General features: G+C 38.5%; 22 protein-coding genes and 1 pseudogene. 21 read left to right on the forward strand and 2 right to left on the reverse strand.

The window, feature by feature from the left end:
• Positions 1-183: 183 nt before the first annotated feature.
• A complete protein-coding gene (gene nadA / locus IM485_RS03420; RefSeq protein WP_104396465.1) occupies positions 184-1,143 on the forward strand; it encodes a quinolinate synthase NadA in 960 nt (319 codons plus the stop codon).
• Between the two features lie 213 nt (positions 1,144-1,356).
• Here the strand turns inward: nadA and IM485_RS03425 are convergent, their stop codons facing one another.
• Together IM485_RS03425 and IM485_RS03430 are read right to left on the reverse strand one after the other, a co-directional pair.
• Entirely contained in the window at positions 1,357-2,814 is a 1,458-nt protein-coding gene (locus IM485_RS03425) for a DASH family cryptochrome (RefSeq protein ID WP_287741280.1), read from the reverse strand.
• Positions 2,815-2,950: 136 nt separating this feature from the next.
• Positions 2,951-5,263, reverse strand: a complete 2,313-nt coding sequence (locus tag IM485_RS03430) for a GumC family protein (protein ID WP_287741282.1) — start codon at positions 5,261-5,263, stop codon at positions 2,951-2,953.
• A gap of 214 nt (positions 5,264-5,477) precedes the next feature.
• Here IM485_RS03430 and IM485_RS03435 point away from each other — a divergent pair.
• The 20 genes and pseudogenes from IM485_RS03435 (at position 5,478) to rfaE1 (ending at position 23,065) form a co-directional block, all read left to right on the forward strand.
• Positions 5,478-5,777, forward strand: a pseudogene (locus IM485_RS03435) (hypothetical protein).
• Positions 5,778-5,946: 169 nt separating this feature from the next.
• The gene (locus IM485_RS03440) at positions 5,947-6,246 is read left to right on the forward strand and encodes a hypothetical protein (protein WP_287741284.1); all 300 of its coding nucleotides are present in this window, start codon (positions 5,947-5,949) and stop codon (positions 6,244-6,246) included.
• A gap of 90 nt (positions 6,247-6,336) precedes the next feature.
• Positions 6,337-6,636, forward strand: coding sequence for a hypothetical protein (locus IM485_RS03445; RefSeq protein ID WP_287741287.1), 300 nt, complete (start codon positions 6,337-6,339; stop codon positions 6,634-6,636).
• 86 nt (positions 6,637-6,722) lie between these two features.
• Positions 6,723-7,493 carry an FkbM family methyltransferase gene (locus IM485_RS03450; protein ID WP_287741290.1) on the forward strand — a complete coding sequence of 257 codons (771 nt, stop codon included), beginning with the start codon at positions 6,723-6,725 and terminating at the stop codon, positions 7,491-7,493.
• A 32-nt stretch (positions 7,494-7,525) separates the two neighbouring features.
• Positions 7,526-9,091 (forward strand): oligosaccharide flippase family protein, encoded by a 1,566-nt coding sequence (locus IM485_RS03455; RefSeq protein ID WP_104396459.1) that lies wholly within the window; start codon positions 7,526-7,528, stop codon positions 9,089-9,091.
• 28 nt (positions 9,092-9,119) lie between these two features.
• A complete protein-coding gene (locus tag IM485_RS03460) occupies positions 9,120-10,022 on the forward strand; it encodes an FkbM family methyltransferase (protein ID WP_287741295.1) in 903 nt (300 codons plus the stop codon).
• 5 nt (positions 10,023-10,027) lie between these two features.
• Positions 10,028-11,227: a glycosyltransferase family protein gene (locus IM485_RS03465; RefSeq protein WP_287741299.1), complete on the forward strand. Its 1,200-nt coding sequence runs from the start codon at positions 10,028-10,030 to the stop codon at positions 11,225-11,227.
• 41 nt (positions 11,228-11,268) lie between these two features.
• Positions 11,269-12,621: a hypothetical protein gene (locus IM485_RS03470; RefSeq protein ID WP_287741301.1), complete on the forward strand. Its 1,353-nt coding sequence runs from the start codon at positions 11,269-11,271 to the stop codon at positions 12,619-12,621.
• A gap of 159 nt (positions 12,622-12,780) precedes the next feature.
• Entirely contained in the window at positions 12,781-13,002 is a 222-nt protein-coding gene (locus tag IM485_RS22635) for a type II toxin-antitoxin system RelB/DinJ family antitoxin (protein ID WP_104396456.1), read from the forward strand.
• A 58-nt stretch (positions 13,003-13,060) separates the two neighbouring features.
• Entirely contained in the window at positions 13,061-13,462 is a 402-nt protein-coding gene (locus IM485_RS03475; RefSeq protein WP_238141965.1) for a DUF3782 domain-containing protein, read from the forward strand.
• Positions 13,463-13,639: 177 nt separating this feature from the next.
• Positions 13,640-14,113, forward strand: coding sequence for a DUF29 domain-containing protein (locus IM485_RS03480; RefSeq protein ID WP_287741342.1), 474 nt, complete (start codon positions 13,640-13,642; stop codon positions 14,111-14,113).
• Positions 14,114-14,308: 195 nt separating this feature from the next.
• Positions 14,309-15,028 (forward strand): Uma2 family endonuclease, encoded by a 720-nt coding sequence (locus tag IM485_RS03485; protein WP_287741305.1) that lies wholly within the window; start codon positions 14,309-14,311, stop codon positions 15,026-15,028.
• A 310-nt stretch (positions 15,029-15,338) separates the two neighbouring features.
• Positions 15,339-16,277 (forward strand): glycosyltransferase family 2 protein, encoded by a 939-nt coding sequence (locus IM485_RS03490; RefSeq protein ID WP_287741308.1) that lies wholly within the window; start codon positions 15,339-15,341, stop codon positions 16,275-16,277.
• Positions 16,278-16,320: 43 nt separating this feature from the next.
• Positions 16,321-17,424 (forward strand): polysaccharide pyruvyl transferase family protein, encoded by a 1,104-nt coding sequence (locus IM485_RS03495; RefSeq protein WP_104396453.1) that lies wholly within the window; start codon positions 16,321-16,323, stop codon positions 17,422-17,424.
• A gap of 91 nt (positions 17,425-17,515) precedes the next feature.
• A complete protein-coding gene (locus IM485_RS03500) occupies positions 17,516-18,058 on the forward strand; it encodes a D-sedoheptulose 7-phosphate isomerase (RefSeq protein ID WP_104396452.1) in 543 nt (180 codons plus the stop codon).
• Between the two features lie 25 nt (positions 18,059-18,083).
• Positions 18,084-18,836 (forward strand): class I SAM-dependent methyltransferase, encoded by a 753-nt coding sequence (locus IM485_RS03505; protein ID WP_287741312.1) that lies wholly within the window; start codon positions 18,084-18,086, stop codon positions 18,834-18,836.
• Positions 18,837-18,852: 16 nt separating this feature from the next.
• Complete coding sequence (locus IM485_RS03510; RefSeq protein ID WP_287741314.1) at positions 18,853-20,085, forward strand: glycosyltransferase family 9 protein; 1,233 nt, start codon at positions 18,853-18,855, stop codon at positions 20,083-20,085.
• A 4-nt stretch (positions 20,086-20,089) separates the two neighbouring features.
• Positions 20,090-20,608, forward strand: coding sequence for a class I SAM-dependent methyltransferase (locus tag IM485_RS03515; protein WP_104396449.1), 519 nt, complete (start codon positions 20,090-20,092; stop codon positions 20,606-20,608).
• A gap of 1 nt (position 20,609) precedes the next feature.
• Complete coding sequence (locus IM485_RS03520) at positions 20,610-21,521, forward strand: hypothetical protein (protein WP_287741319.1); 912 nt, start codon at positions 20,610-20,612, stop codon at positions 21,519-21,521.
• A gap of 53 nt (positions 21,522-21,574) precedes the next feature.
• A complete protein-coding gene (gene rfaE1 / locus IM485_RS03525) occupies positions 21,575-23,065 on the forward strand; it encodes a D-glycero-beta-D-manno-heptose-7-phosphate kinase (protein WP_287741322.1) in 1,491 nt (496 codons plus the stop codon).

The raw sequence follows: 23,065 nt of genomic DNA on the forward strand, positions 1-23,065 counted from the left end.
CCCTTAACATAGGGTTTACCGTTGACCAAGAATCTCTCGATAGGATAGGGTGTCAGAGTTTGGTTGTCAGTCGTTTGATCGCTGTTCCATCAAGCTTTTTTTGTTTGGGGTCTTTCCTCGGAAAAATTTGCTATAATGTAAGGGACCATTTAGTATTTGGTAAAAATAACCATAAATGCCGCCGTGTTCACAACTGTTCAACCCGCAAATCGATCGAGCTTACCTGATGACCTATTTACAGCAATTAAAGAGCTTAAACGGGAATTAAATGCTGTTATTCTGGCTCACTACTATCAAAATTCTGACATACAGGATATAGCTGATTATATTGGTGATTCTCTAGGTTTATCCCAGCAGGCTGCCCAAACCCCAGCAGATGTGATCGTATTTGCGGGGGTTCACTTTATGGGAGAGACAGCTAAAATCTTAAATCCGGATAAGTTAGTATTGCTGCCGGATTTAGATGCGGGATGTTCTTTAGCTGATAGTTGTCATCCTAAAGATTTTGCTCGTTTTAAAGCCCAATATCCCGATCATATCGTGATTTCCTATATCAATTGCAGTGCAGAAATTAAAGCCATGAGTGATATTATCTGCACAAGTTCCAATGCGGTCAAAATAGTTAACCAAATCCCTGCCCATCAACCGATTATCTTCGCTCCTGATCGCAATTTAGGCCGTTACGTCAGTCAGCAAACTGGTAGAGATTTAGTTCTTTGGCAGGGTAGTTGTATTGTCCATGAAACTTTTTCCGAACGCAAGATAATAGAATTAAAAATCGCCCATCCCCAAGCAAAAATTATCGCCCATCCTGAGTGTGAACCATCGGTTTTACGCCATGCCGATTATATTGGTTCTACGACGGCACTATTAAATTATTCTCTAAAAAGTTCTGAAAAAACCTTTATTGTCGTCACAGAACCTGGAATTATTCACCAGATGCAAAAATCGGCCCCGGAGAAAATATTTATACCCGCACCAGCTTTGAATAACTGTGCTTGTAATGAGTGTCCCTACATGAGACTAAACACTCTCGACAAGTTGTATCTCTGTATGCGAGATAAAACTCCAGAAATTACTATTTCTGAAGATTTAAGAGTTAAGGCACTGTTGCCGATTCAAAGAATGTTAGAAATGTCTTAATCAGTTATCAGTTATCAGTTATCAGATGGCGCAATAATACTAAATCCGTTGAGTATAAATAGTTGGATGACTGAAATGTATATCTATCGTTGTTCATTTAATTTAACTGAAAAAATACGGAGCAATAAAAATCATTTGTATTTGGATAATTTTCTTGTCTAGAAAGAATTATAGTCTTGAGATAATATTAGGTAGAAGTCCACTGATTACTGTTCACTGATTACTGAAATGCTGAAGATAAATTTTTTCGTTGTGTTTGATCGATTGAAAAAAATCGACAATGGGACGAGGATAATTAACCCCTAAAATCACCCCGTAAAGCCTTTGTTCCTCTGGGGATAATTTATAAGGTTCGTGAACTTTATCGCCTTTTATTCGGGCTAATTCGGGCAACCAGTGACGTAAATAGTCACCTTTGGGATCATAATCTTTCGACTGTTTTGGGATATTAAAATAACGAAATCCTCGCGCGTCATTACCGACACCAGCAGTGTAATTCCAATTACCCCAATTACTACAGACATCATAATCAATTAATAATGACTCGAACCATTCTGCTCCCATACACCAATCAATACCGAGATTTTTGGTCAGAAAACTAGCGACATTTTGCCGGCCACGATTTGACATAAATCCTGTCGAAGCTAATTCTCTCATATTAGCATCTACAAGGGGATAACCAGTTTTTCCTTCACACCAAAGATTAAATCTTCCCCAATCTTCTAACCAAGGTAAATTAAGTTCTTGCAAACCAGATTTATAGAAAATTTTATTCCCGTGTTTACTGCAAATAAATCGGAAAAAATCTCGCCATAATAATTCAAAAATCAGCCAATAGGTAGAGTCATTTTTTACTCTTGTTTGCTCATATTTTTGTACTTCCTCATAGATATAACGGGGGGAAAGACAGCCAAAACTTAACCAAGCAGAGAACTTTGAGGAATAATTAGTCCCTAACATTTCATTGCGGGTTTCCTTATAGGTTTTTAAGGAATCACTATCCCAAATATATTCTTTAACCCGTGATTTTCCCGCCATTTCACCCCCTTGAAACGACAAAACACCTCCCCGTTCTAAAATTGGTTCTGTTAAGCCTAAATCGTTTAAACTAGGAAGGTTTCCCCAATCTATTTTAGGTAATTTTGTCAACTTTTTCGGACTGGGATAAGTTGTTCTTATTTCCCAATGGCGTTCTAATTGTTTACGAAAATTAGTAAATAATTCCGGCAGTTGATTAAGGGTAAAAGGTAAATCATCAGGATGGTATAAAGTGGCTGTCCAAAAAGTTTTTATCTGCACGGGAAACCCAGATAAAGCCTTATTTACAGCCTTTTCTACCGCTAATTCCTCTGCTGTTACCTCTTGATGATAATAAACCCGGGCTATCTGCAATTCTTGAACTAATTGCGGGATAATTTCTTCTGGTTTTCCCCGTCGGATAATTAAATTACCGCCTAAACTTTCCAGAGATTGTTGTAAATTTGCTACGCTTTCTAATAAAAATTTAGCCCGGAACTTGCCAGTTTTGGGAAACCCGTAGGAAGTAAAACCAAATTGACGCTCATCAAAACAATAGAAGGGAATTATCTCTAATTGTTCTTGAATGGCTCGATAAATTGCCTCATGATCGTGAACTCGTAGATCATTGCGATACCAGATTAAAACCCGCATTTAACATCAATTAAAAGTTGATAACCGATCAATAAGTAGTTAGGTGTTAAAAACCATCAGACACCCCCCTTATTAAGGAAGGATTAAGGGGGGATCGAAACCCCCCTTATTAAGGGGGGATATATCTTTATTGTAATTATCTCTTCCCGTAGTAATGGCCATAGTAACGATAATTGTGGTCTTTCCGACTAACATTATTAGCCACTAAACCTAACACAGAAATGTGAGATAATCTCAGATCTTCGAGCAGATTTTTAAGCACAAAGCGATCGGTTTTGCCCAGTTTGGTGACGAGAATCAGTCCGGTGGCCATGGCGGCGAGAATTTTCGCATCGGCAAAGGCGGCGATCGGTGGTAGATCATAGATAATTAGATCGAAGGCCTGCTCTTGCTGTAATTGTGAGATCATCTCCTGCATTCTCTGGGAAGAAAGCAAGCGGGTTGGATCCGGGGGAATTGGACCAGCGGTAAGAATCGATAAATTCTCGTAGCGGGGTAGAGGTTGAATCGCTTCCTTCCAATCGAGACCCTCAGCGATGACATTACTAAGGCCGTGGTCGTTATCGAGATTAAGTCGCAGGTGAACCTGGGGTCGTCGCAGGTCGGCATCCACCAGTAAAACTCTTTGTCCCATACCAGCGGCGGCCTTAGCGATATTCATTGATATGGTGGTTTTACCATCTCCCGGTGATACAGAACTAATCACGAGGGACTTGCGGGGGGAATCGGAACCGAGGAGGCGAATATTGGTGTTGAGGGTGCGGAAAGCTTCCGAGAAGGGGGAGAAATTATAGTAGGAGGGGTTTTCGTCGGCCGATTTCCCAGTACTATTAGGGATAGTAAGTTTGCGATCGCCGACTGTTAACTGAGGTAGGGCGGCGGTGATCACTTTTTCGATCATACCGAGGTCTTTTTGCCAGGGAATTGCGCCCAAAAGGGGTAGTTTGGTATCTTCTTTTATTTCATCTGCACTGTGGTGAACGGGGTCTAATCTTTCAGCTAAAAAGGCTGCCCCCAGTCCTAATAAAAGGCCACCGATAACGCCTAAAGCCAGATTTCGCGCGGGTTTAGGGGAAACGAAGTTTTCTCTTACTTCTGGTGGGGAAATTAGTTGCCAAGGCACCACTTGTTGTGCCACCTGTAACTGTAATTTTTGCTGTTGCTCCAGAAAACGGTTAAGGCTGGTGGTGGCGATTTCCAATTCTCGTTGCAAATCCGTATAGCGACGGGCTAAAACCGCCAGATTTTTGACCGAGGCTTTCTGTTGTTCGAGGGCCTGGGCAAGGGATTCTACCTTAATTTCTAGGGTTTGGCGACTGTTAGCAGCTTCCACCAATTGCTGGGTTAATTCTACCCGCAGAGCACTCCGTGATACCAAAGCCGGGGAATTACCCACTGTCTGGGGCAGTTTTTCCCCTAGGGTTCTCTGTGCCTCGTTTTGCAGTAGAGGCAGTAAATTAGCGCGTTTTTCCTCTAGGGTGGCGATTATCGGGCTATCTTTGGCAAAAACTGCCGATTGTTTGGCCAATTCCACTTCTACTTCCTGCAGCTGCTTGAGCAAATCTTGATAACCAGGAGATTCACTGAGATAAGTAGCGATAATTGCTTGATCGGGGGCTAATCCCACCTGTTGCTGTAAAGCCTGATAGCGAGAGTTAATTTCGTTAAGGGCAACTTGGGCTGCCCGATAATCTTGTTCAGTATTGGTTAACTGTTGTGATAAACGAGTCGCCTCTTTATCGGGATCGAGGAAATTGTATTGCTGCCGAAATTGCTGCATTTGTTTTTGTAGAGAATTAACTCGTTCCTGCAGCACGGGCAATTGAGCGTTAACAAAATCTAAGCCTTGATTAATTTCGGTCTTTCGTTCCTGAGAACTATAGTTGAGGTAATGACGGGCTAAATTGTCTAAAACCAACTTAATTTTTTCCGGTTCCTCATTTTGATAGGAAATTTCTAAAACTTTCGTCTCTTTTAACTGACTAATTTCGAGATTAGATTTGCCAGTTTTACTAATTAAATCACTGTAGGTAAAATCGGGATACTTAGGAGTTATTTTACTAAGGATGGGGTTAAGGAGTTGAGGACTGGTTAAAACAGCGATTTGGGTATCATAATCGATGTTCTCTCCACCTAACTGAGGCAGGATATCTTGGGCTGCCAGTCTGGAAGAACTTTTATTTTCTTCGATGGGTTGACCGATGAGCAGCAGGAATTTACCTTGATAGATAGGGGTTTTTGAGAAAGTATAAACAGCGATCGCACTCGTCAACCCTAGGGTGATGCCAGCGATTAACCACCAGCGATGCTTGATGACGGAAAGCAATTGACGCAGATTGAGTTCCTCTTCTTCCTGCGTCGGGGAGGGGATAAAAGCCGGTTGAGCAAAGACTGGCAGATTTTCTTGGCTTTGGGTTTTCAAGGCCCCGTTTTGTTGGTTGTTCATCATTAATCAAATATTCAAGGGATAACTCTATTAAAAGATTTTGCGGTAGCAATCTGGCTCGATCAATCACCGCTTAATCATAACACCGTGCTACGATGATAACTCTAGTTTTTCCAGAACTGCTAATTTTTGTCCAGCCTCGTCTTATGGTCAAGCTTGCTGATAATCCTACCCACCGTTCAGAAAATTGATTATTAAAAAAGGGGAAAAGTCAGCCATGACAGGAAGCTCGGCTGGACACCTCAGATGGACAAATGAGATGCTAGATGAATTGGCAGACTCAGTTTCGGAATTGTGGGAATCGGTTTCAGAGGTCAGAGATTCGGTAGAAGTGTTACAATTGACAGCACAAGCTCTGCTACAAATCGCCACACAGCAACAACGAGAAAATGAAGCAAGGAGAGCAGAAATTACTGAAATCAGACCAAGATGGCAAGAGTCGGACTGACGCTTTCAGGTTTTACTCTCAGAAGTCTGCCATCTGATTGGGCAAATTAAGCCAGAAAATCAATCATAAGCTTGAGGCGACTGGCGGCGATCGCGTGTACAATTCAAGTAGTTATCAAAAATTATAGCGGTTCTCGCATCTGTGCGGCACACTTAAATCTTTGCTGATTAAGCTGTTCAGAATCGGAAATGTACTTCTTCTGAATCAGAAACGCTATAAATAGGGAGCAAAACAAGCGATGACAAAAAATCATGAAGGACGGACGCAATGGACTGATGAGATGCTAGATGAATTAGCAGACTCGGTTTCAGGATTGAGGGGATCGGTTTCGGAATTGAGAGAATCGGTTTCAGAAGTTAGAGATTCAGTGGATGGAGTACGGCTGACAGCACAAGCTTTACTCGAGATTGCAGCACAGCAACAGCGTAATATGGATGAAATGAGACAAAGACAGGAAGAGTCAGACAAGCGTTTTGAGGTTTTGCTGTCAGAAGTTCGCTATTTGATTCGGCAAATTAAACCAGAAAATCAATCATAAGCTTGAGGGAAATGGCGGAGATCGCGTCTATAATTACGATTACCTACAATTTACGCAGCTATTGAAACTGAGAAGGGAGAAAAACAAGCCATGACAAAACGGGATGGGGAACGGACGAGATGGACAGATGAGATGCTAGATGAATTAGCAGACTCAGTTTCGGAATTGCGAGGATCGGTATCGGAAGTCAGAGAATCAGTAGATGGGGTAAGAATAACTGCACAAGCACTGTTACAAATAGCTGCTCAACAACAGCGAGAAAATGAAGCTCGGCAAGCAGAAATTGCCGAAATCAGGCAAAGACAGGAAGAGTCAGACAAGCGTTTTGAGGTTTTGCTGTCAGAAGTTCGCTATTTGATTCGGCAAATTAAACCAGAAAATCAATCATAAGCTTGAGGAAACTGGTGGCGGTCGCGTCTCGACAATTTAACCTAACCTTTTGTGGAACTAATTGACAAAATAATTGATAGACTATCATGGAACAAAAATTATTGTTGGCTAAACTGTTAAAAGGTCTCTCGAGTAGGATGTTTCGGCTATCGAAAAGAATCGAATATTTTGGATGTGAATCAAGTATATTCAGATATATAGATTGTTTTGAGACCATAGATGTATTGCTGAAATTTATTCAACCAAAGTGTCTCTGTGATATAGGGGCAAATGCTGGTAACTGGACTTATGTTTTGAGTCAAATGAGTCCCACTTTGGAACACGTGGTTTTTTTTGAACCCCAATCTCAGTATCAAGAAAAATTGCAATCTTTATCTTTACCCGGAGTTAGCAAAGTTATTTACCATTGTGGATTAGGTGAAAGGGAAGATAAGTTATTAATTAAAGGAGGAACTTCTTCAGCATCTTTTCTTGATTCTGAAGAACAAAATAAATATTTTCCCAATAGTATTTCACAAAACCAGCAGGATATGGAGGAGGTAGAAATTAGAACTTTAGATGCAATATATGCCAATGATAATCTACCAATCCCTGATGTAATTAAACTAGATGTTCAAGGTTTTGAGCTTGAGGTTTTAAAGGGCAGTATGAATTTACTAAAAAAATCCAAATACTTAGTGATTGAATTATCATTTCGTCAGTTTTATCGAGAGCAACCCTATTTATGGGAAATCATCAAACTACTAGAAGAGAATAAATATATTATGGTTGGCAAGGGATTTGAATGGCGATACCATGAAAATCTTTCAGAAATACTGCAAATGGATGCTATATTTAAGAACACTGATGTTATGTAATTAGAGCGGTATCAAAAAGGAGTTTACTTAAGTTGAGCGATCTACTTGCCAAAGCTGTTAATAATTCTAAGTGGACTGCCATTGGTTCTCTCATGACAGCTATCCTCGGATTCCTTTTTGCCGGGTTAACGATTCGCTGGTTGGGAGAAGCGGAAGCTGGATTTGCCATTGCTATTGCGACTATTGTTGGCATTAACAACACCTTTAGCGGTTTGGGACTGGGTGCGGCTGCAACCCGGTTGATTAGTCGCGCTCATGAAGAAAAGAATTATCAAGAAATTCAGACAATAGCTGGTGTCTGTTTTACAACTTCTCTGGCTTTTGGATTGTTTGGGTTTTGTATTTTTGCTTTCGGTTCTGCTTGGATTGTTCAGTGGAGTAAATACGAAGGAAATGCTTCTATAGGACGTTGGTACTGTATATTATTAGGATTGGCATTTTTGTTACAACAAATCACTGGTTATTTTAAGATATTTCTCGCTTCTCTTCAAAGATTTGACTGGCAGACTAAAATTAATACTACTTTTATGTTAGCCAATGGTATTTTGGGAATAACTTTTTTGAAAGCCTTTCCTAATATTTTAACATTAGGCATAATTAGTTTAACTCTATCTATTCTGAGTTGTTTATGTACGGGGTTTATAGTTACTAAAATTCTGGGATTTTTGACACGTCCTTCCTGGGATCAAGCAATGTTTATTGAGCTTTGGTCTTTTGGGAAATGGGTTTACATGACTCAGATAAAAGTTATATTTTTTGATGGTGTTGATAAAATATTTTTAACTTCTGTATTTGGCAGTTCTTCTTTACCTTTTTACACCTTTGCTCAAAGAATTTATATAACAGTTCACCAAATGTTAGTTGGACAGTCTTCTTATCTATTTCCCATGCTCTCGGCTCAAGGAGATAAATTAGAAGTAGTAGCAGAACAAATAGAAGACCGCTTGCGCTGGTTTATTGGGTTAATTGCAGGTTTTGTCTATTCAGGACTGATTATTGCCGGTCCAGCTTTATTGACTATCATGGTCAATGCTGGATTTTCTAGCAAAGCGAGTTTTCAGTTGTTTATTTTCTGTTGGGTAGGCTATATTCATGGCAATGCGATAGTACCATTCTTTTTCGGACTAAGTAAAGGAGATGCAAAAGGTAACTGGATTTTTCACATGATTATCGGGCTTGGTTATCTGCCATTTTTTGCTATATTTGCTTTAGTATTTGGTTTTCAATATGCGGTGCTAGGACAGCTAATGACGTTCGTTGGAACAATTTATTTATCTCGCCGTCTTAAGCCTAAGATGGACTGGATGACTTTTTGTCGTTGGTTAATTAAACCTCTATACTCGTCTTTGTTATTGATGGTTGTAGCTTGTTGTTTTCATGCTATACTTATTTATATAAAAGCAAATACTGTAATACAAATTGCTACAATGATTGTTTTTTATATAGTTGCAATCTTATTAATTCCTCGCATTGAATCCTCTTATTTTGACGGCATATATCGCCTGAAAACTCTAGCCAAAGCCCTGTCATTAGTTTTGGCAAAATTGGGCATTCCAGAGAAATTAGTTTTTCGTTTGATGGGTATTAAATCATTCTGATTTTTTTGTATATAAGGAGTACAAAATTGTGAAAACCTTAAAATTCTTTTCAAGAAGGTTAACAAGAGCAATAGCCCGACGATTGCAGTTAGATCAAAATCTTTTTCATCAAAACCAGCTTAAATTAGAAGCGGCAAAAGCCAAAGGTCAAGAGTTGGTGGATGTAATGCCAGGAATTAATCTAGCAATGGTGATCCACCCAGATATGTACTTTAAAATTGGCTATACTAAATATATATTTGAACCTGAATCACTTGATTTCATCCGCGATCATCTCCAACCTGGACAAACTTTTCTGGATATTGGTGCTAACGTTGGCTACTTCTCGCTATTTTGCTCTAAAATAGTAACTCCAAGCGGTCGTGTTATAGCTTTTGAACCGGGAGACTTTGCCTTCAATCTACTGAAAAAAAATAAGGAGTTGAACAAATTTAATAACCTGGAAATACATCAGGCAGGTTTTGGAGAAAAAGATGAGATTGTAGAATTCAATTCAGGCGCACCAGGAATGGAAGTTTATAACTCATTGGGCAAGATTATTCATCCTTCAGCAGCTCCCGATAAATTTAAGACAATACCAGTTCAACTTTTTCGGGGTTCTACCTGGTTACAAAAGAATAATGTACAGCATATAGATTTAATGAAACTTGATGTTGAAGGCGGAGAATACCTTGTACTCAAGGGAATGCTGGAAATGTTTCAATCCCAAAAAATCTCTCGACTTTTAATAGAAATTACCGATGAAATGTCAAAAGCCTTTGGTTATCACCCTTCAGACATTATCTTAATGCTTAGGGATTGTGGCTATAATTGGTTTAAACTGGGTTCCTACGGCCGGCTTGAGCCATTGCTTGAAAATGACATAAGTAAGGTTAGTATAGGCAATCATATGTTCGTGGCCGTATCACAGAAATCTAAGAACCAGAGTTAAAAGCTTTGAAAACCATCGCCCTAGTTGATACCTTGTGGGGTGGCCACCACCCTACCTACCTGAAGTTTTTCGCCAAGACGCTACTAGACCTGGGAAATGAAGTAATCTCTCTGTGTCCCGAACCGGAAGAGATGAACCTGTGGATTGCCAGCCACTGTCCAGAGTTGGCAAGTAACTTTCACTCCTTTGAGTTGCATGAACCCTCGCCAAGTCAGTTTTCTGGTCGCCGGTTGCAGGCGAGAGCAATGGCTGTAGCCCGCTGGCAACGAGTCGCTCAGAGTATCCAAGAAATTTCCTCAAAGCTAGGCAAAACCCCCGATATCACCTTTTTCGCCTGGCTTGATACATACTTAGGATTAATTCCCGCTATCACCGACACCATCTTTCCCTATCCTTGGTCAGGGCTTTATTTTCAACCTGGCTACCTACGGATACCACCAAAACTTGAGTGGATGCGCCACGGCATCTTAAATCCCTTATCAGTGCTAAAATCTTCCCACTGTCCAGTAGTTGCCGTGCTAGACGAAGGTATTGCTGACAAGTTACAGCAGAAGCTTAATAAACCTGTGGTCATTTTTCCTGATTTTACCGATGAATCGCCACCCGATATGAGCTTTGAGACTACCCAAAAAATTCGTGCTAAAGCTGCTGGCAGGAAGATCATTGGTTTGTTGGGATCTCTAGATAAGCGGAAAGGAACACTTACACTTCTGGAAGTTTCTCAACAAGTGAGCAATCGCTGGTTTTTTGTCTTTGCAGGTAGGCTGGCTGAACCAGCATTTACAGCCGTAGAACTGGCGAAAATTGAGGAGATTGTCAAAGTAAACCCAGACAACTGTTTCTTCCATTTAACTCGGATTCCTACTGAGGCACAATTCAATGCCATTATTCAGGTATGCGATGTCCTTTATGCTGCCTATGAAAATTTCTTTCCCAGCGTCAACGTATTGATTAAAGCAGCAATCTTCGAGAAACCTGTAATCGCCAGCAAAAACTACTGTATGGGCGAACGGGTTCAGAAGTTTAATCTTGGCTATGGGATTGAAGGAGGAAGTGTGTCTCAGTGTGTTAGCATCTTAGAAAGATTGCATGAGGAACTCTCCACCGGCAATCTTTCTATCCAGCCAGATTTTGAAGGGTATAGACGCCTGCATTCAATCGAGCAATTGAGATATGCTTTTCAGAAAATTTTAGAGTTTGTGTAAAATTCAATTTATGACTTCCATTACATAGGATATCAACTAAAATGAACAGTAGAGAAAATAAATTAGTTAATAAACTCATCGCTACTTTGATTTTCTATATCAGTTTGCCTCTAGTTTATTTTAATTTTTTTGAGTATATTTGGTTTGGGAAAGTTGAGGCTACCATTAGATTTATTATTTCCCCAACGATGTGGGGATTTTTAATTTCCTTAGCATCGGCATTTTTGATTGAAAAAGAGTTTAGAAAGTTGCTTTTGGGAAAAATAGGAATATTATATGGCTCTGCTTTATTGTTGTATAGTTTGATCGGCTGGATCTCTGGTAATGAAATTGACTGGATGTACAAAGAATGGCTTGTTCTTATCTATCCATGGTTCGGAATGGCTATGTTTTTCCTTCTCTCCAAATCCTATTTTCCAAAGTTTCAACTTACTGCTTATGTGTTTTTTTTAACTTACATAATCTACCAAACTTTTCAGACAACTCTTAAAGTTATGTTAGCGAAAGGAGTGATAAGTACAAACTCGGCTATAGGAATAGATACAAGAGTAGCAGGTGGGCATATGGTAATTATAACGGCAAGCTTGATAGCCACTGGTATTTCTCTAGTGATTTTATGCAGGGTGGGATGGTTTTTGGTAATTCCACTATTAGGATTAGTATTTTTACAATTCTACTTTTCTGGATTTATAGGTGCAACTAGAGGGGCTTTTCTAGGCGTACTAGTTGTCTTCATTTGTTCTGGCTTTGGCTTATTATTTTACAAAGTATGTAGCAGAACTATGGTTCTTAACCCTCAACCATCTATGTCATTAAGGTGGCTAAAGTTTATCTTAATATCTTTTACCATTTTTATGTTTATTGCTATTATTGCTATAGTTTTCGATTTTGATCTGGTACAACTATTCGAGGGAAATTTACTATATGAGAGAGCTTTTACTGACGAATCTAGCGGTTCGGATAACGCCCGAATTGAAGAGGCTTATTTTGTAATTGGAAATCTACAAGATCTAGATTTTTTAGCCGGTAAAGGTCTAGGTGCTACTTTTATTAATCCTATACGCAGAGGTTGGAATGTAGATTTGGAAATAAATTGGCTTCATATAGGGCCGCTGACTTTTCTTCTCAAGGGTGGATTACCTTTATTCCTTGTCGTTATCTTCTTTTTCTATATTAAGATACCCTATTTATATTGTAAGGCATTACTTAACCCCTATGCTTTTGATCCCAAGGAACGCACGGCTTTGCTAACTGTTCTACCAGGTGTGCTTGGATGGTCAATATGGCTATTAACTTCTGGAGGTTACGATACCCTAAATTTCTTCGGATTGGGGTTTGCTTTTGGTGCTTACTCACATATTAGAAAGCATGGTCTTGGCATTTTCTTTGAGTAATTAATAAATAGACACAAAGCAATCTTTAAGCTTTTTGTCCTGTACTGAAGCTGAAAAATTGTATAGGAGCCACAATTAACTGAGAAGCGATTTTTCTTGCAATTTACTCTGACAAATAAAATGTCAATAACAGCTAATCTTGAGTCTTAATTAAAGGAAATTTTTGAAGAAATTTTTCAACAATTAGGATCGATAAACGCCGCGTCAATCACCTTACTTTATCAACAGGTTGCCTTGAATAAGGGGCTACCTTTTTCTGTTAACATTCCCAACAAAACAACCGAGGAAACCTTTAAAAAGACCGACCGAGAAGAAGAGATGGTAAGTTGTCAAAGTGCAGAAGATATGTTTGATAAACTTGGCATCTATATCTGGCACTGAGAGCCGCAATCGCCTTCGATATAATAGAATTAAAGAGGTGGCCTGCGATCTAAAAATCATGACACAAGAAGAAATTAAGGCGATTATCCGCCAAGAAATGGCCGAAATTCTCCAAGATAGGGAAATGCGGGACGATTACCACAGTAGTGTTGGTGCTTTGGCATCGATAGGGGGACTGCACTCGGAGGAATCTTTCCGCGATGCTCTGAAAGCAATTTTAGAAGAGTCTTTCGGAGTGCAGGTGATTAATATTACTGAATATGATGACGAAGGCGAAGTCTTTGGCAGACCAGACCAAATAGAATTGGATTTGTTAATCAAAAATGGACTGTTGATAATTGGCGAAATCCAATCCTCTATAAGTAAAAGTACAATTTTATCAGCAGCGACACCAACAAGAATCCAACTGCAAGATAGTTATTTCACTGACGGTAGATTTCAAGGCGCAGGAAATAGCTAAAAATTTAGGAATAGAAGTTTATAGTTCTGCAAGAGATGTAGAAGTCAGTTAATAAAAGAAAGGTTAAGGAAGATAAATAGTACAAGGAAATTATCAGGTGATCGCCAATTGACAAAACGCACAATATTTGTTAATATTAGGCTTGTCGAAGTTATATCATTAATAAAACTGCGAGAAATGTCCACTATTTTATATGATTCTGATTTTGATTTGTGGATTGAGCAGACAATCCAACAATTAAAAGATCGTCAATTTGAACGACTAGACGTTGAACACTTAATTGAGGAATTACAAGACTTGGGCAAGTCAGAAAAAAGAGCCTTAGAAAGTAACTTAATGGTTTTGTTGGCTCATTTACTCAAGCTCAAGATACAAGGCGATGCGCCTGAGATTATGACAGGCAGTTGGTATGATTCAATCAACGAACACCGGCAGCGAGTTCAAAAAAGCTTACGAGATACTCCATCTCTCAATCCCTATCTGTCAACAGCAGTTTCCTCAGTCTATCCAGACGCTCGCCAGCTGGCAATTAGAGATGGAAAAAAAGCTAAATTTGGCGTTCGCATACCATTAGAAAATGAGTATCCAATCACCTGTCCTTTTTCAATTGAGCAGCTCTTGGATGATGATTTCTACTTAAATGAGTCTTAGCCTAGAATTGTGATGTAACATATAGTAATCCCTAAACCCTTGACAACAGGTAGCTGAACAAGGGGCTTAAGCCCCCTGCCTGTTCACGACTCATTTAGAATTGCTATAGCCAGTCAATTAAAGTAACATTTGCATGAAAGAGGGCAAAAAATCTAGGAAATCTAAATAACTAAACCCAAAATATAGGACAGAAATATGGAAACTCTGACGCTTAGTCAACCGATGCAGTTAACTGCATTACCCACGCAAGATGAACTTCCCTGCGATGATGGAGTACCCATGGAAACTCAAAGGCATAAATGGCAGATGGATCTGTTAATAGACACTATATCACCTTGGCTAGACCAACGAGAAGATGGTTATGCCAGTGGCAATATGTTCGTCTATTTCAGTACAGCACAACTGAAAAATCAAGACTTCAAAGGACCTGATTTTTTTGCCGTCTTAGACGTACCAAAAGGGGAGCGAAAAAGTTGGGTTACTTGGGAGGAGGGAAAAGCCCCCGATGTAGTGATTGAACTACTTTCAGAAAGTACCGCCCAAATAGACAAAACCGAGAAAAAAAAGATTTATCAAGATAAGTTACGAGTGCCTGAATATTTCTGGTACGATCCTTTTAATCCTGAAGATTTCGCCGAATTTGTCTTAGTTGATGGCCTATATGAACTGCAGCAACCCAACGAGAAAGGATGGCTAATCAGTGGTCGTTTGGAATTAGCTTTAGTTCGTTGGCAGGGAGAATATAGAGGGGTAACAACCGTCTGGATTCGCTGGGCGACTTTAGATGGAATCTTGTTACCAACCCCGCGAGAGTTGGCTGAGGAAGCACAACAGAAAGCTGAGGCAGCCGAAGAAAAAGCCGAACGATTGGCGGCTAAACTCAGGGAATTGGGGATTAATCCCGAAAGTCTCTGACTTCGTCTAGGCGGATTTTGGTAGTCCCACTACAGCAATTCTAAATTTGCCCTGTAGCAAGGCTTTTGGGAGTTAGTTCGCATCATACGGGGTAAAATTCAATGGGATGGCGAATTTCATTTCACGAGTCTTCAGGCTTTTGACGTGATAGTACACCCAAAGTTGCCCCAAAAATCCCCCTTTAAAATGTTCTTTAAATCCCAAAAAGGCTTGCTGTGTCTAAAACTGAGAATTGCTGGTTCCACTAGCCTAGAGTTGACAATTTGGTCAGGCTGGGTTATGATGCTGCGAGTTAAAAGTAAATCCGTGTATGACTGACTTCCAACTAACCACTCCTGTGGCCTTCCTGATTTTTAATCGACCAGACACGACGGCGAGGGTGTTTGAAGCCATTCGTCAGGCGAAACCACCTAAGTTATTAGTGGTTGCCGATGGTCCGCGTCCAGATAGAGCTGATGATATTGAAAAGTGTAACGCGGCTCGTGCGATTATTGACGGAATTGATTGGGATTGTGAGGTGTTGACTAACTATTCTGATGTTAATTTAGGTTGTAAAAGTCGGGTATCGAGTGGTCTAGATTGGGTTTTTGAGATAGTTGAAGAGGCGATTATTCTTGAAGATGACTGCTTGCCTCATTCTACTTTTTTCCGATTTTGTCAGGAATTACTAAAACTCTATAGAAACGATTCAAGAATCATGCAAATTTGTGGCTCTAATTTTCTGAATGGTAAGAGAAAAATCGGTGAAAGTTATTACTTTTCAAAATATGGTCCGACATGGGGCTGGGCTTCTTGGCAAAGGGCGTGGAAATATTATGATGTTGATATGAGTTTATGGAAGGAAGTCAAGAACAAACAGATATATTATGATTTTTGTGAAAATAAAGAAGAGATATTGATCAGAATCAACTTATATGATAAAATTGTTGCTGGTGAAATAGATACCTGGGATTATCAATGGAGTTTTGCAAAGTTTATTAACTCCGGTCTTTCTATAACCCCCAATGTAAATTTAATTTCAAATATAGGTTTTAGAGAAGATGCTACCCATACGTTTAACCCCAATACTAAAGAAGCCAATATGTCAACTTCAGCAATAGAGTTTCCTCTGAAGCATCCTTTGGGCATCTATAGGGATCGTAAAGCGGACGAGATTTACTTCGCACACACTCTTAAAAGATCAAGCTTGAAATCTAATGTCCGTAAGTTTGTGAGTTTGCTTAAGTCCCTCAGCGCAAAAGTTGTGTAATATCATTGTATTTTAATTAATTTTAGACAAATTTAATAGATTTATGAAAGTCACAATAATTACCACAATCAATCATAATGTAGGAGATGACTTTATTAGAGAAGGAATAATTTATCTTCTCAAACAAAGGTTTCCGGGAGAGAACCTCTCTATTCAAAATGTACATAAACACTCCCCCATCACATCTAGATATGGTTTTGAGTGGTTTCGGAATTTACGCTTTTCCAAACCTGTTGATCGACTGCTACCATTAAAATTGACAAAAGACAGACTTCTAGAAGCTGATTTACTGGTGCAAAGTGGAGCACCTGTTTACTGGTCTCATAAAGGTGGACCTAATTGCGCTAATAGTGATTGGTTTGATCCGCTCATTTGCCGTCGTTATAAACTTATCCAAGAACGAGTTCCATTTATTAATTTAGCAGCAGGTTCTTGCCAAACATATCACAGTGATGGTACTGAATTTCTTTGTTCTCAGAAAGATGTAGATTACGTTAAAAAATTACACGAAATAACACAAATTACTACAGTTCGTGATAGTTTGGCAGGAAAAATATTGAATAGTCTTGGACTCAATGCTCCTATTATTCCCTGTTCGGCAATTTTTGCTAGAGACAATTTAGGTATTGAGCCTGAAGAGCCTAGTTTTGTGGCATTAAACTACATGAAAGGGTCATCTCATTACGGATTTAATCAAGATATTGATATTCGTAAATGGGAGGTAAATTTTCTAGAATTCTATAATCAAATCAAGAATCAAGAACAGTGTATTTTTGTTTGCCATAACATGGCTGAGGCTATAGAGGCTCGTAAAATCGATCCTGATGCAAATATTTTTCTGTCTAACAATCATATTGACTATATAAAATTTTATGCTCGAGCGAAATTTGGTATTATGAATCGAGTTCATGGAGCTTTTATTCTGGCAAGTTTTGGTCGTCCATCTTTTACTGTGGGAACAGATTCTAGAGTTCGTATGACCGAAGAAATTGGTTTACGTAATGCTTTTGTTAATGATGTCGATGTGACTCGTTTAATTTCTGAGTATCAATATCTCAAGAATGGGGCAGATAGTTTTGAGGAACGATTCTCACAGATTAAAACAAAAGCTTATCAAGATTACCAATCAGCTTTAATTAAATTATAAAACTTGCTTTAAGCATACTATGGAAAGTAATCTAGACATACAAGAATATCCAGACAGCTTCTTCCTCTTACAAAAACAGATACAATAGAGTGTGGAAGAGCATACTTTGGTTATTAACTCTCTAGCTAATTACTTAGCAGAGATTCAACAACTAGCCACTCTTGTAGTCAAAACTCTAAAAACAGGAAACAAAATTTTGTTAATGGGGAATGGGGGTAGTGCTGCTGATGCACAACATATAGCAGCGGAAATAGTAGGACGATTCACCACAGAACGTCGTGGACTTCCAGCGATTGGCTTAACAACAGATACCTCAATTTTAACTTCGATTGGAAATGATTATGGTTATGACAATATATTTAGTTGCCAAGTTGAGGCATTAGTTAATGCTGAGGATCTAGTTATTGGTATCTCTACATCTGGCAGTAGCAAAAATGTACTACAAGCGTTGACGGCGGCTGCATCTCTCGGTTGTCAAACAGAGGCTCTACTAGGTAAAGGTTGCGGAGAAATAAAAAATGTTGTAAACTTATCTTTGATAGTTCCTTCTAATAATACAGCCCGAATTCAAGAGGCACATATTCTAATCGGACATATATTATGTCAAGTAGTTGATTCTACCTTTACACCTTAGGGATTAATATAATAAATCTAGTACTATGAATATTAGCAACGTGGTAAAAATTTATAAGCAGAAAATTAAGCAGCATCGAGCGATAAAAATGCTCAAAAGTTTTATATTTGGAACTCACCCACTTCATAAATATTTGCAAAATAGTTATACAAAAAAACCAGATATCAACTTACTTGATCTCGGATGTGGTAATCATTCTCCGACAAGGTACAAGTCATTATATCCCAATATAATTTATACAGGATTAGATATAGCAGAGTACAATCTTGATGATAATGACAGGAAAATAGCCGATGAATTATTGATATTAAATTGTCATCCCAAAGATTTTCTATCCCAAGTACAAGATGCGTTAAAAGATAATTATTATGATTTTATTATCATGAGTCATGTGATTGAACACCTTGAAAATCCTCGAGAAATTTTAGTTGCTTTAGCTAGTAAAATTAAAGCTGGTGGAATATTTTATCTGGCATTTCCCGCCGAAGATACAATCTATTTTCCCAGTGCAGAAGGAACTTTAAATTTTTATGATGATAATACTCATAAATGGATACCTTCACTCAGAGAAATATTAAATATTCTAGTTAAAAATGGTTGTAAACCTATATACCTAAAAGATAGGTATCAACCCTTAGCTTATGCCTTTGTTGGATTTTTTTCAATTATAAAGGAGTATATAAAAAGTAAATTTTTTCAAAAGCCAATCAAAGTCAATAGCTATATTTGGAGTCTGTATGGCTTTGAATCAATTATTATAGTTCAAAAACTGACCTGACTAATTAGGCTTTTATATGACACTCAATTATTCTGATTTACCTCTACATTCTAAGCTCGCTAATTTTGCTCGAGACTTAATTGATTTATTAGTATCACTAACCTATTCAATCTCAGGTTCAAAAATTGCTAGAGTTGCTCAAAAAAAACAGCTTTTAATAATTAGGCCAGATGCTATTGGTGATTTCATCATATTTACAGGAATTTTACCGTCAATACGTGAACTTTATCCCAATCAAGAATGGGAAATAACACTTTTAGGCTCTCAAGAATACAAAAGTCTTGCTGAATTTATACGTCTAGGCGTTATTAGCTTTGAGCCAGTTTTTGATTCATTCATTTCTATAAATAGACTGATATTTCGTAGAAACCTAATCTATCGCTTTAAGTTTCAAAAATTTCTACAGAACTTCTTTTATGATACAGTATTGTATCCAGTATATTCGCGAACATCTGATGGAGATCAGTTGGTTTTCATTACTAATGCCAATGAAAAGATCGGAATAGATGGAAATTGTCTGGATATAACTGAGCAAAGAAAACAAAAAAATAATAGCAATTATACAAGGTTAATCTCGGTAAAATCTGGCTGGCCTTCGGAAGTAGAAAGAAACGTTAGTTTTGTCAAGGAGTTAGGTATAGATAAGTCAGTTGATGGCATACCTAGATGGAAAATTTCAGAAACCATAGTTGATGAATCTATGAAATTAGCTACTTCTCACGGAATTGAACCTCCTTTCACTATATTTTGTCCAGGAGCATCGGCCAAGTACAGAATATGGCCTGCTCGAAAAATTGCATCTGTAATCGATTATATATGGAATAAATATAGGATACCTGCTCTTATCTGTGGAACTCAAGCCGATAAAATCATTTCAGTAGAAATACAGAAAAACCTCAAAGGAGCAAAAGTGGCTTGTCTCTGTGGTTCTACCGATTTAGCTCAACTGAGTGCTTTGATCTCTAGTGCTAAACTTTGTGTTACTATGGATAGCAGCCCGGCTCATCTGGCTGTTGCAGTTAATACACCTACAGTCTGTGTAATTGGAGGAGGACATTATAAGCGGTTCTTTCCTTATGGCGATCCCAAGCTATTTAGAGCTGCTACAGAAGAACTAGATTGTTTTTACTGTGATTGGAAATGTAAATTTGATACCCCATTGTGTGTTAAAGATATTTCTGTTTCAACAGTAACAAGAGAGATTGATGAATTGATGAATGTACTTGATAATTCAATGAAAGGAGAATAGTTTAATGAAACTTAACATTGGTTGTGGAACAGACTACAGAGAAGGCTTTGTAAATATTGACGGGAGCAAAAATCTACCTAAAATCGATCAAGTCATAGATATCAGTGCCGAAAGTTTGTTGACATATTTTAATCCAGGAACAATTGAATATATTCTTGCAAATGACATAATTGAACATCACTTTCATTGGGAGGCAGTTCGCTTGCTGACAGAATTTTTTACTCTTCTAAAAACTGATGGAATAGTTGAAATACGAGTACCTGACATTGAGTACATAATAAAAAGTTGGAGGTTTTGGAGGTCACCCATTGAAAAAAAAATAGTTATGCTTTATGGAGGTCAAGATTTACCACAAGGAAATGACATCGCAATGAACGAATCAAGAAAGAAATTTCCACAATTCTTTTGTCATAAGTATGGTTATTCAATGCAGTCTATGAAACAAGAGTTAGAAAAAATAGGATTCCGTTCAATTAAAAGCAAAAGAGCTGGCACTAATTTCGTAACCTATGCTATAAAATAGGATGAAAAAGGAGAAAAAAGAGATGATAAAAAAATTTTTTATTAAAGGTCTAGGTTACAACATTGCTAAATCATTATGGTGTTCAGAACACTTAATAAATTCAACAAATTCAAAGTCTATAGAACAGCTAGGATTAAGCTTACATTATAGACAATTGTATCAGAATGGTGCTGCTCCGTTAGCATTTAGCGAGGTTGGGTTTAGAGTACATTCTCAGAATGAGGAAGATGGTATTCTCCTTTATATATTTTCACTTATTGGAACGACAAATAAGAAGTGCGTTGAAATTTGTGCGGGTGATGGAATTGAATGCAATACAGCAAATCTAATTATTAACCATAGATGGATTGGTTTACTATGTGATGGTCGGCAAGAAAATGTAGAAAATGCTAAAAGATTATACTCCAAACACCCAGATACAAAGTATTGGCCGCCTTCAATTACTTGTCAATGGATTACAGCCAAAAATGTTAATCAAACTATTGCTGAAAATGGTTTCAATGGAGAAATAGACCTTCTCTCTTTAGATATTGATGGGATTGATTATTGGCTATGGAAAGAAATTTCTTGCATTTCTCCGAGAGTGGTAGTTCTTGAATTTAATCATCTCTGGGGACCTGATGTTTCTGTCACTGTTCCCTATGCAGATGATTTCAAGGCAGAGTTTACCCAATATGGTTCTGATTATGTCGGTGCTTCTCTACTAGCCTTTGTTAAGTTAGGTAAAGAAAAAGGCTATCGCCTGGCGGGAACGAATGCTATCGCTACAAATGCCTTCTTCATCCGAGAAGATATTGCCTGTAGTTGGTTACCTGAAATAGAACCTGCTACCTGCTTTGGACATCCGCGGGCTCAGTTTGGCATGAAACATCGTTTGCCTGGGGTGAAAGATAAAAAATGGATTGAAGTATAGTTGTAAATCTAAGCTTATTCAATCACATATCGCTCATTTAACAATAGTAAAAAATGCTTATATTTCTTAATCAATCTACAACCCAGCAGTTAATCAGAGAAAAATTTATCAATATCAAAATTGCCGTAATTGGTGATTTAATGCTAGATCGATATATCTGGGGTAGCGTTTCTCGTATATCTCCCGAAGCACCCGTTCCAGTGGTTAGGGTTAATAAAAAAACAGTATCACTTGGAGGAGCGGGTAACGTCGCTTGTAACTTAGCTGCTCTTGGCTGTCAAGTTCATCTACTTGGTATAGTTGGCGCTGATATTGAAGCAGAAATTCTAACTCGTGAAATGCTAAATCTAAATATAATTACAGATGGAATAGTCACCGATCCAAACCGTCCAACTACAGTTAAAACAAGAATCATTAGTCACTCCCAGCAAATGCTCCGCCTAGATGATGAGAATACAGGAGCAATTGACTCAGATATGGAGCAGAATTTACTAGAACGTAGCATCAACAAACTTGATGATGTAAATCTTGTCATCCTATCAGATTATGGCAAGGGAGTTTTAACTAACCACTTCTTGAAGGTTTTCTTGCCAACAGCTAGACAAAAAGGGGTTAGAGTATTAGTTGATCCCAAGCGTACTGACTATACAGCTTATACAGGTGCGGCTGCCATCACACCAAATCGTCCTGAATCTGAGTTGGCAATCAAGCACTCTTTAATCAGCGATGAAGATTTTGAATTTGCCGCCCAAGAATTTCAACAAAAGTATGCGCTGGAAGCTGTACTAATTACTCGTAGTGAGCGCGGCATGACTTTATTTTGGAATGGTAAAAGCTATCACTTTCCCACTCAAGCACGAGAAGTATTCGATGTATCTGGTGCAGGGGACAGTGTAATAGCTATATTAGGAGCCGGTTTATCTGCTGGCTTATCTTGGACTGAAGCAGTAGAATTAGCTAATCTAGGTGCTGGCATTGCCGTTCAGAAAGTGGGAACTGCTCCTGTACACGCTGAAGAATTGCTGCAAGTTATTGAGCAGGAAGGAATTAGTGCCTCAAACGGTAAAATTCTGCAACTGTCAGATTTAATGCGCCAAATAGCTGCTTGGCGAGTTCAAGGAAAGAAAATTATTTTCACCAACGGCTGCTTTGATATACTACATATAGGTCATGTAGTATATCTAGAAAAAGCTAGAGCTATGGGGGATGTATTAATTGTTGGACTGAATACGGATCAATCTGTGAAAAGATTAAAAGGAGCAGAACGTCCCCTGGTTTCCGAAGCCGATCGAGCCAGAGTTCTGGTAGCACTTAGCTCAGTTAGTGCTGTCGTTTTATTCGATCAAGATACTCCGATAAAGTTAATTGAAGCTATTAAGCCTGATATTTTAGTTAAAGGTGCTGACTATCAGGAAGAAGAAGTGGTTGGTGCTGATTTTGTACGCTCATATCAAGGGCAAGTAGCACTGATACCTTTAGTGAAAGATAGATCGACTACACAAATCATCAATAAATTCCCAAAAATTATCCCCAACTGGCATTAA

It is taken from the genome of Microcystis sp. M169S2, from assembly GCF_020245865.1.
Taxonomy (GTDB): domain Bacteria; phylum Cyanobacteriota; class Cyanobacteriia; order Cyanobacteriales; family Microcystaceae; genus Microcystis; species Microcystis ichthyoblabe_A.

What these genes read in the sequence shown, in the direction of transcription:
- IM485_RS03425 (WP_287741280.1), bottom strand. Translation starts at nt 2,814, where the DNA reads ATGCGGGTTTTAATCTGGTATCGCAATGATCTACGAGTTCACGATCAT.
- IM485_RS03430 (WP_287741282.1), bottom strand. Translation starts at nt 5,263, where the DNA reads ATGATGAACAACCAACAAAACGGGGCCTTGAAAACCCAAAGCCAAGAA.
- IM485_RS03440 (WP_287741284.1), top strand. Translation starts at nt 5,947, where the DNA reads ATGACAAAAAATCATGAAGGACGGACGCAATGGACTGATGAGATGCTA.
- IM485_RS03445 (WP_287741287.1), top strand. Translation starts at nt 6,337, where the DNA reads ATGACAAAACGGGATGGGGAACGGACGAGATGGACAGATGAGATGCTA.
- IM485_RS03450 (WP_287741290.1), top strand. Translation starts at nt 6,723, where the DNA reads ATGGAACAAAAATTATTGTTGGCTAAACTGTTAAAAGGTCTCTCGAGT.
- IM485_RS03470 (WP_287741301.1), top strand. Translation starts at nt 11,269, where the DNA reads ATGAACAGTAGAGAAAATAAATTAGTTAATAAACTCATCGCTACTTTG.
- IM485_RS03475 (WP_238141965.1), top strand. Translation starts at nt 13,061, where the DNA reads ATGACACAAGAAGAAATTAAGGCGATTATCCGCCAAGAAATGGCCGAA.
- IM485_RS03480 (WP_287741342.1), top strand. Translation starts at nt 13,640, where the DNA reads ATGTCCACTATTTTATATGATTCTGATTTTGATTTGTGGATTGAGCAG.
- IM485_RS03485 (WP_287741305.1), top strand. Translation starts at nt 14,309, where the DNA reads ATGGAAACTCTGACGCTTAGTCAACCGATGCAGTTAACTGCATTACCC.
- IM485_RS03490 (WP_287741308.1), top strand. Translation starts at nt 15,339, where the DNA reads ATGACTGACTTCCAACTAACCACTCCTGTGGCCTTCCTGATTTTTAAT.
- IM485_RS03495 (WP_104396453.1), top strand. Translation starts at nt 16,321, where the DNA reads ATGAAAGTCACAATAATTACCACAATCAATCATAATGTAGGAGATGAC.
- IM485_RS03505 (WP_287741312.1), top strand. Translation starts at nt 18,084, where the DNA reads ATGAATATTAGCAACGTGGTAAAAATTTATAAGCAGAAAATTAAGCAG.
- IM485_RS03510 (WP_287741314.1), top strand. Translation starts at nt 18,853, where the DNA reads ATGACACTCAATTATTCTGATTTACCTCTACATTCTAAGCTCGCTAAT.
- IM485_RS03515 (WP_104396449.1), top strand. Translation starts at nt 20,090, where the DNA reads ATGAAACTTAACATTGGTTGTGGAACAGACTACAGAGAAGGCTTTGTA.
- IM485_RS03520 (WP_287741319.1), top strand. Translation starts at nt 20,610, where the DNA reads ATGAAAAAGGAGAAAAAAGAGATGATAAAAAAATTTTTTATTAAAGGT.
- rfaE1 (WP_287741322.1), top strand. Translation starts at nt 21,575, where the DNA reads ATGCTTATATTTCTTAATCAATCTACAACCCAGCAGTTAATCAGAGAA.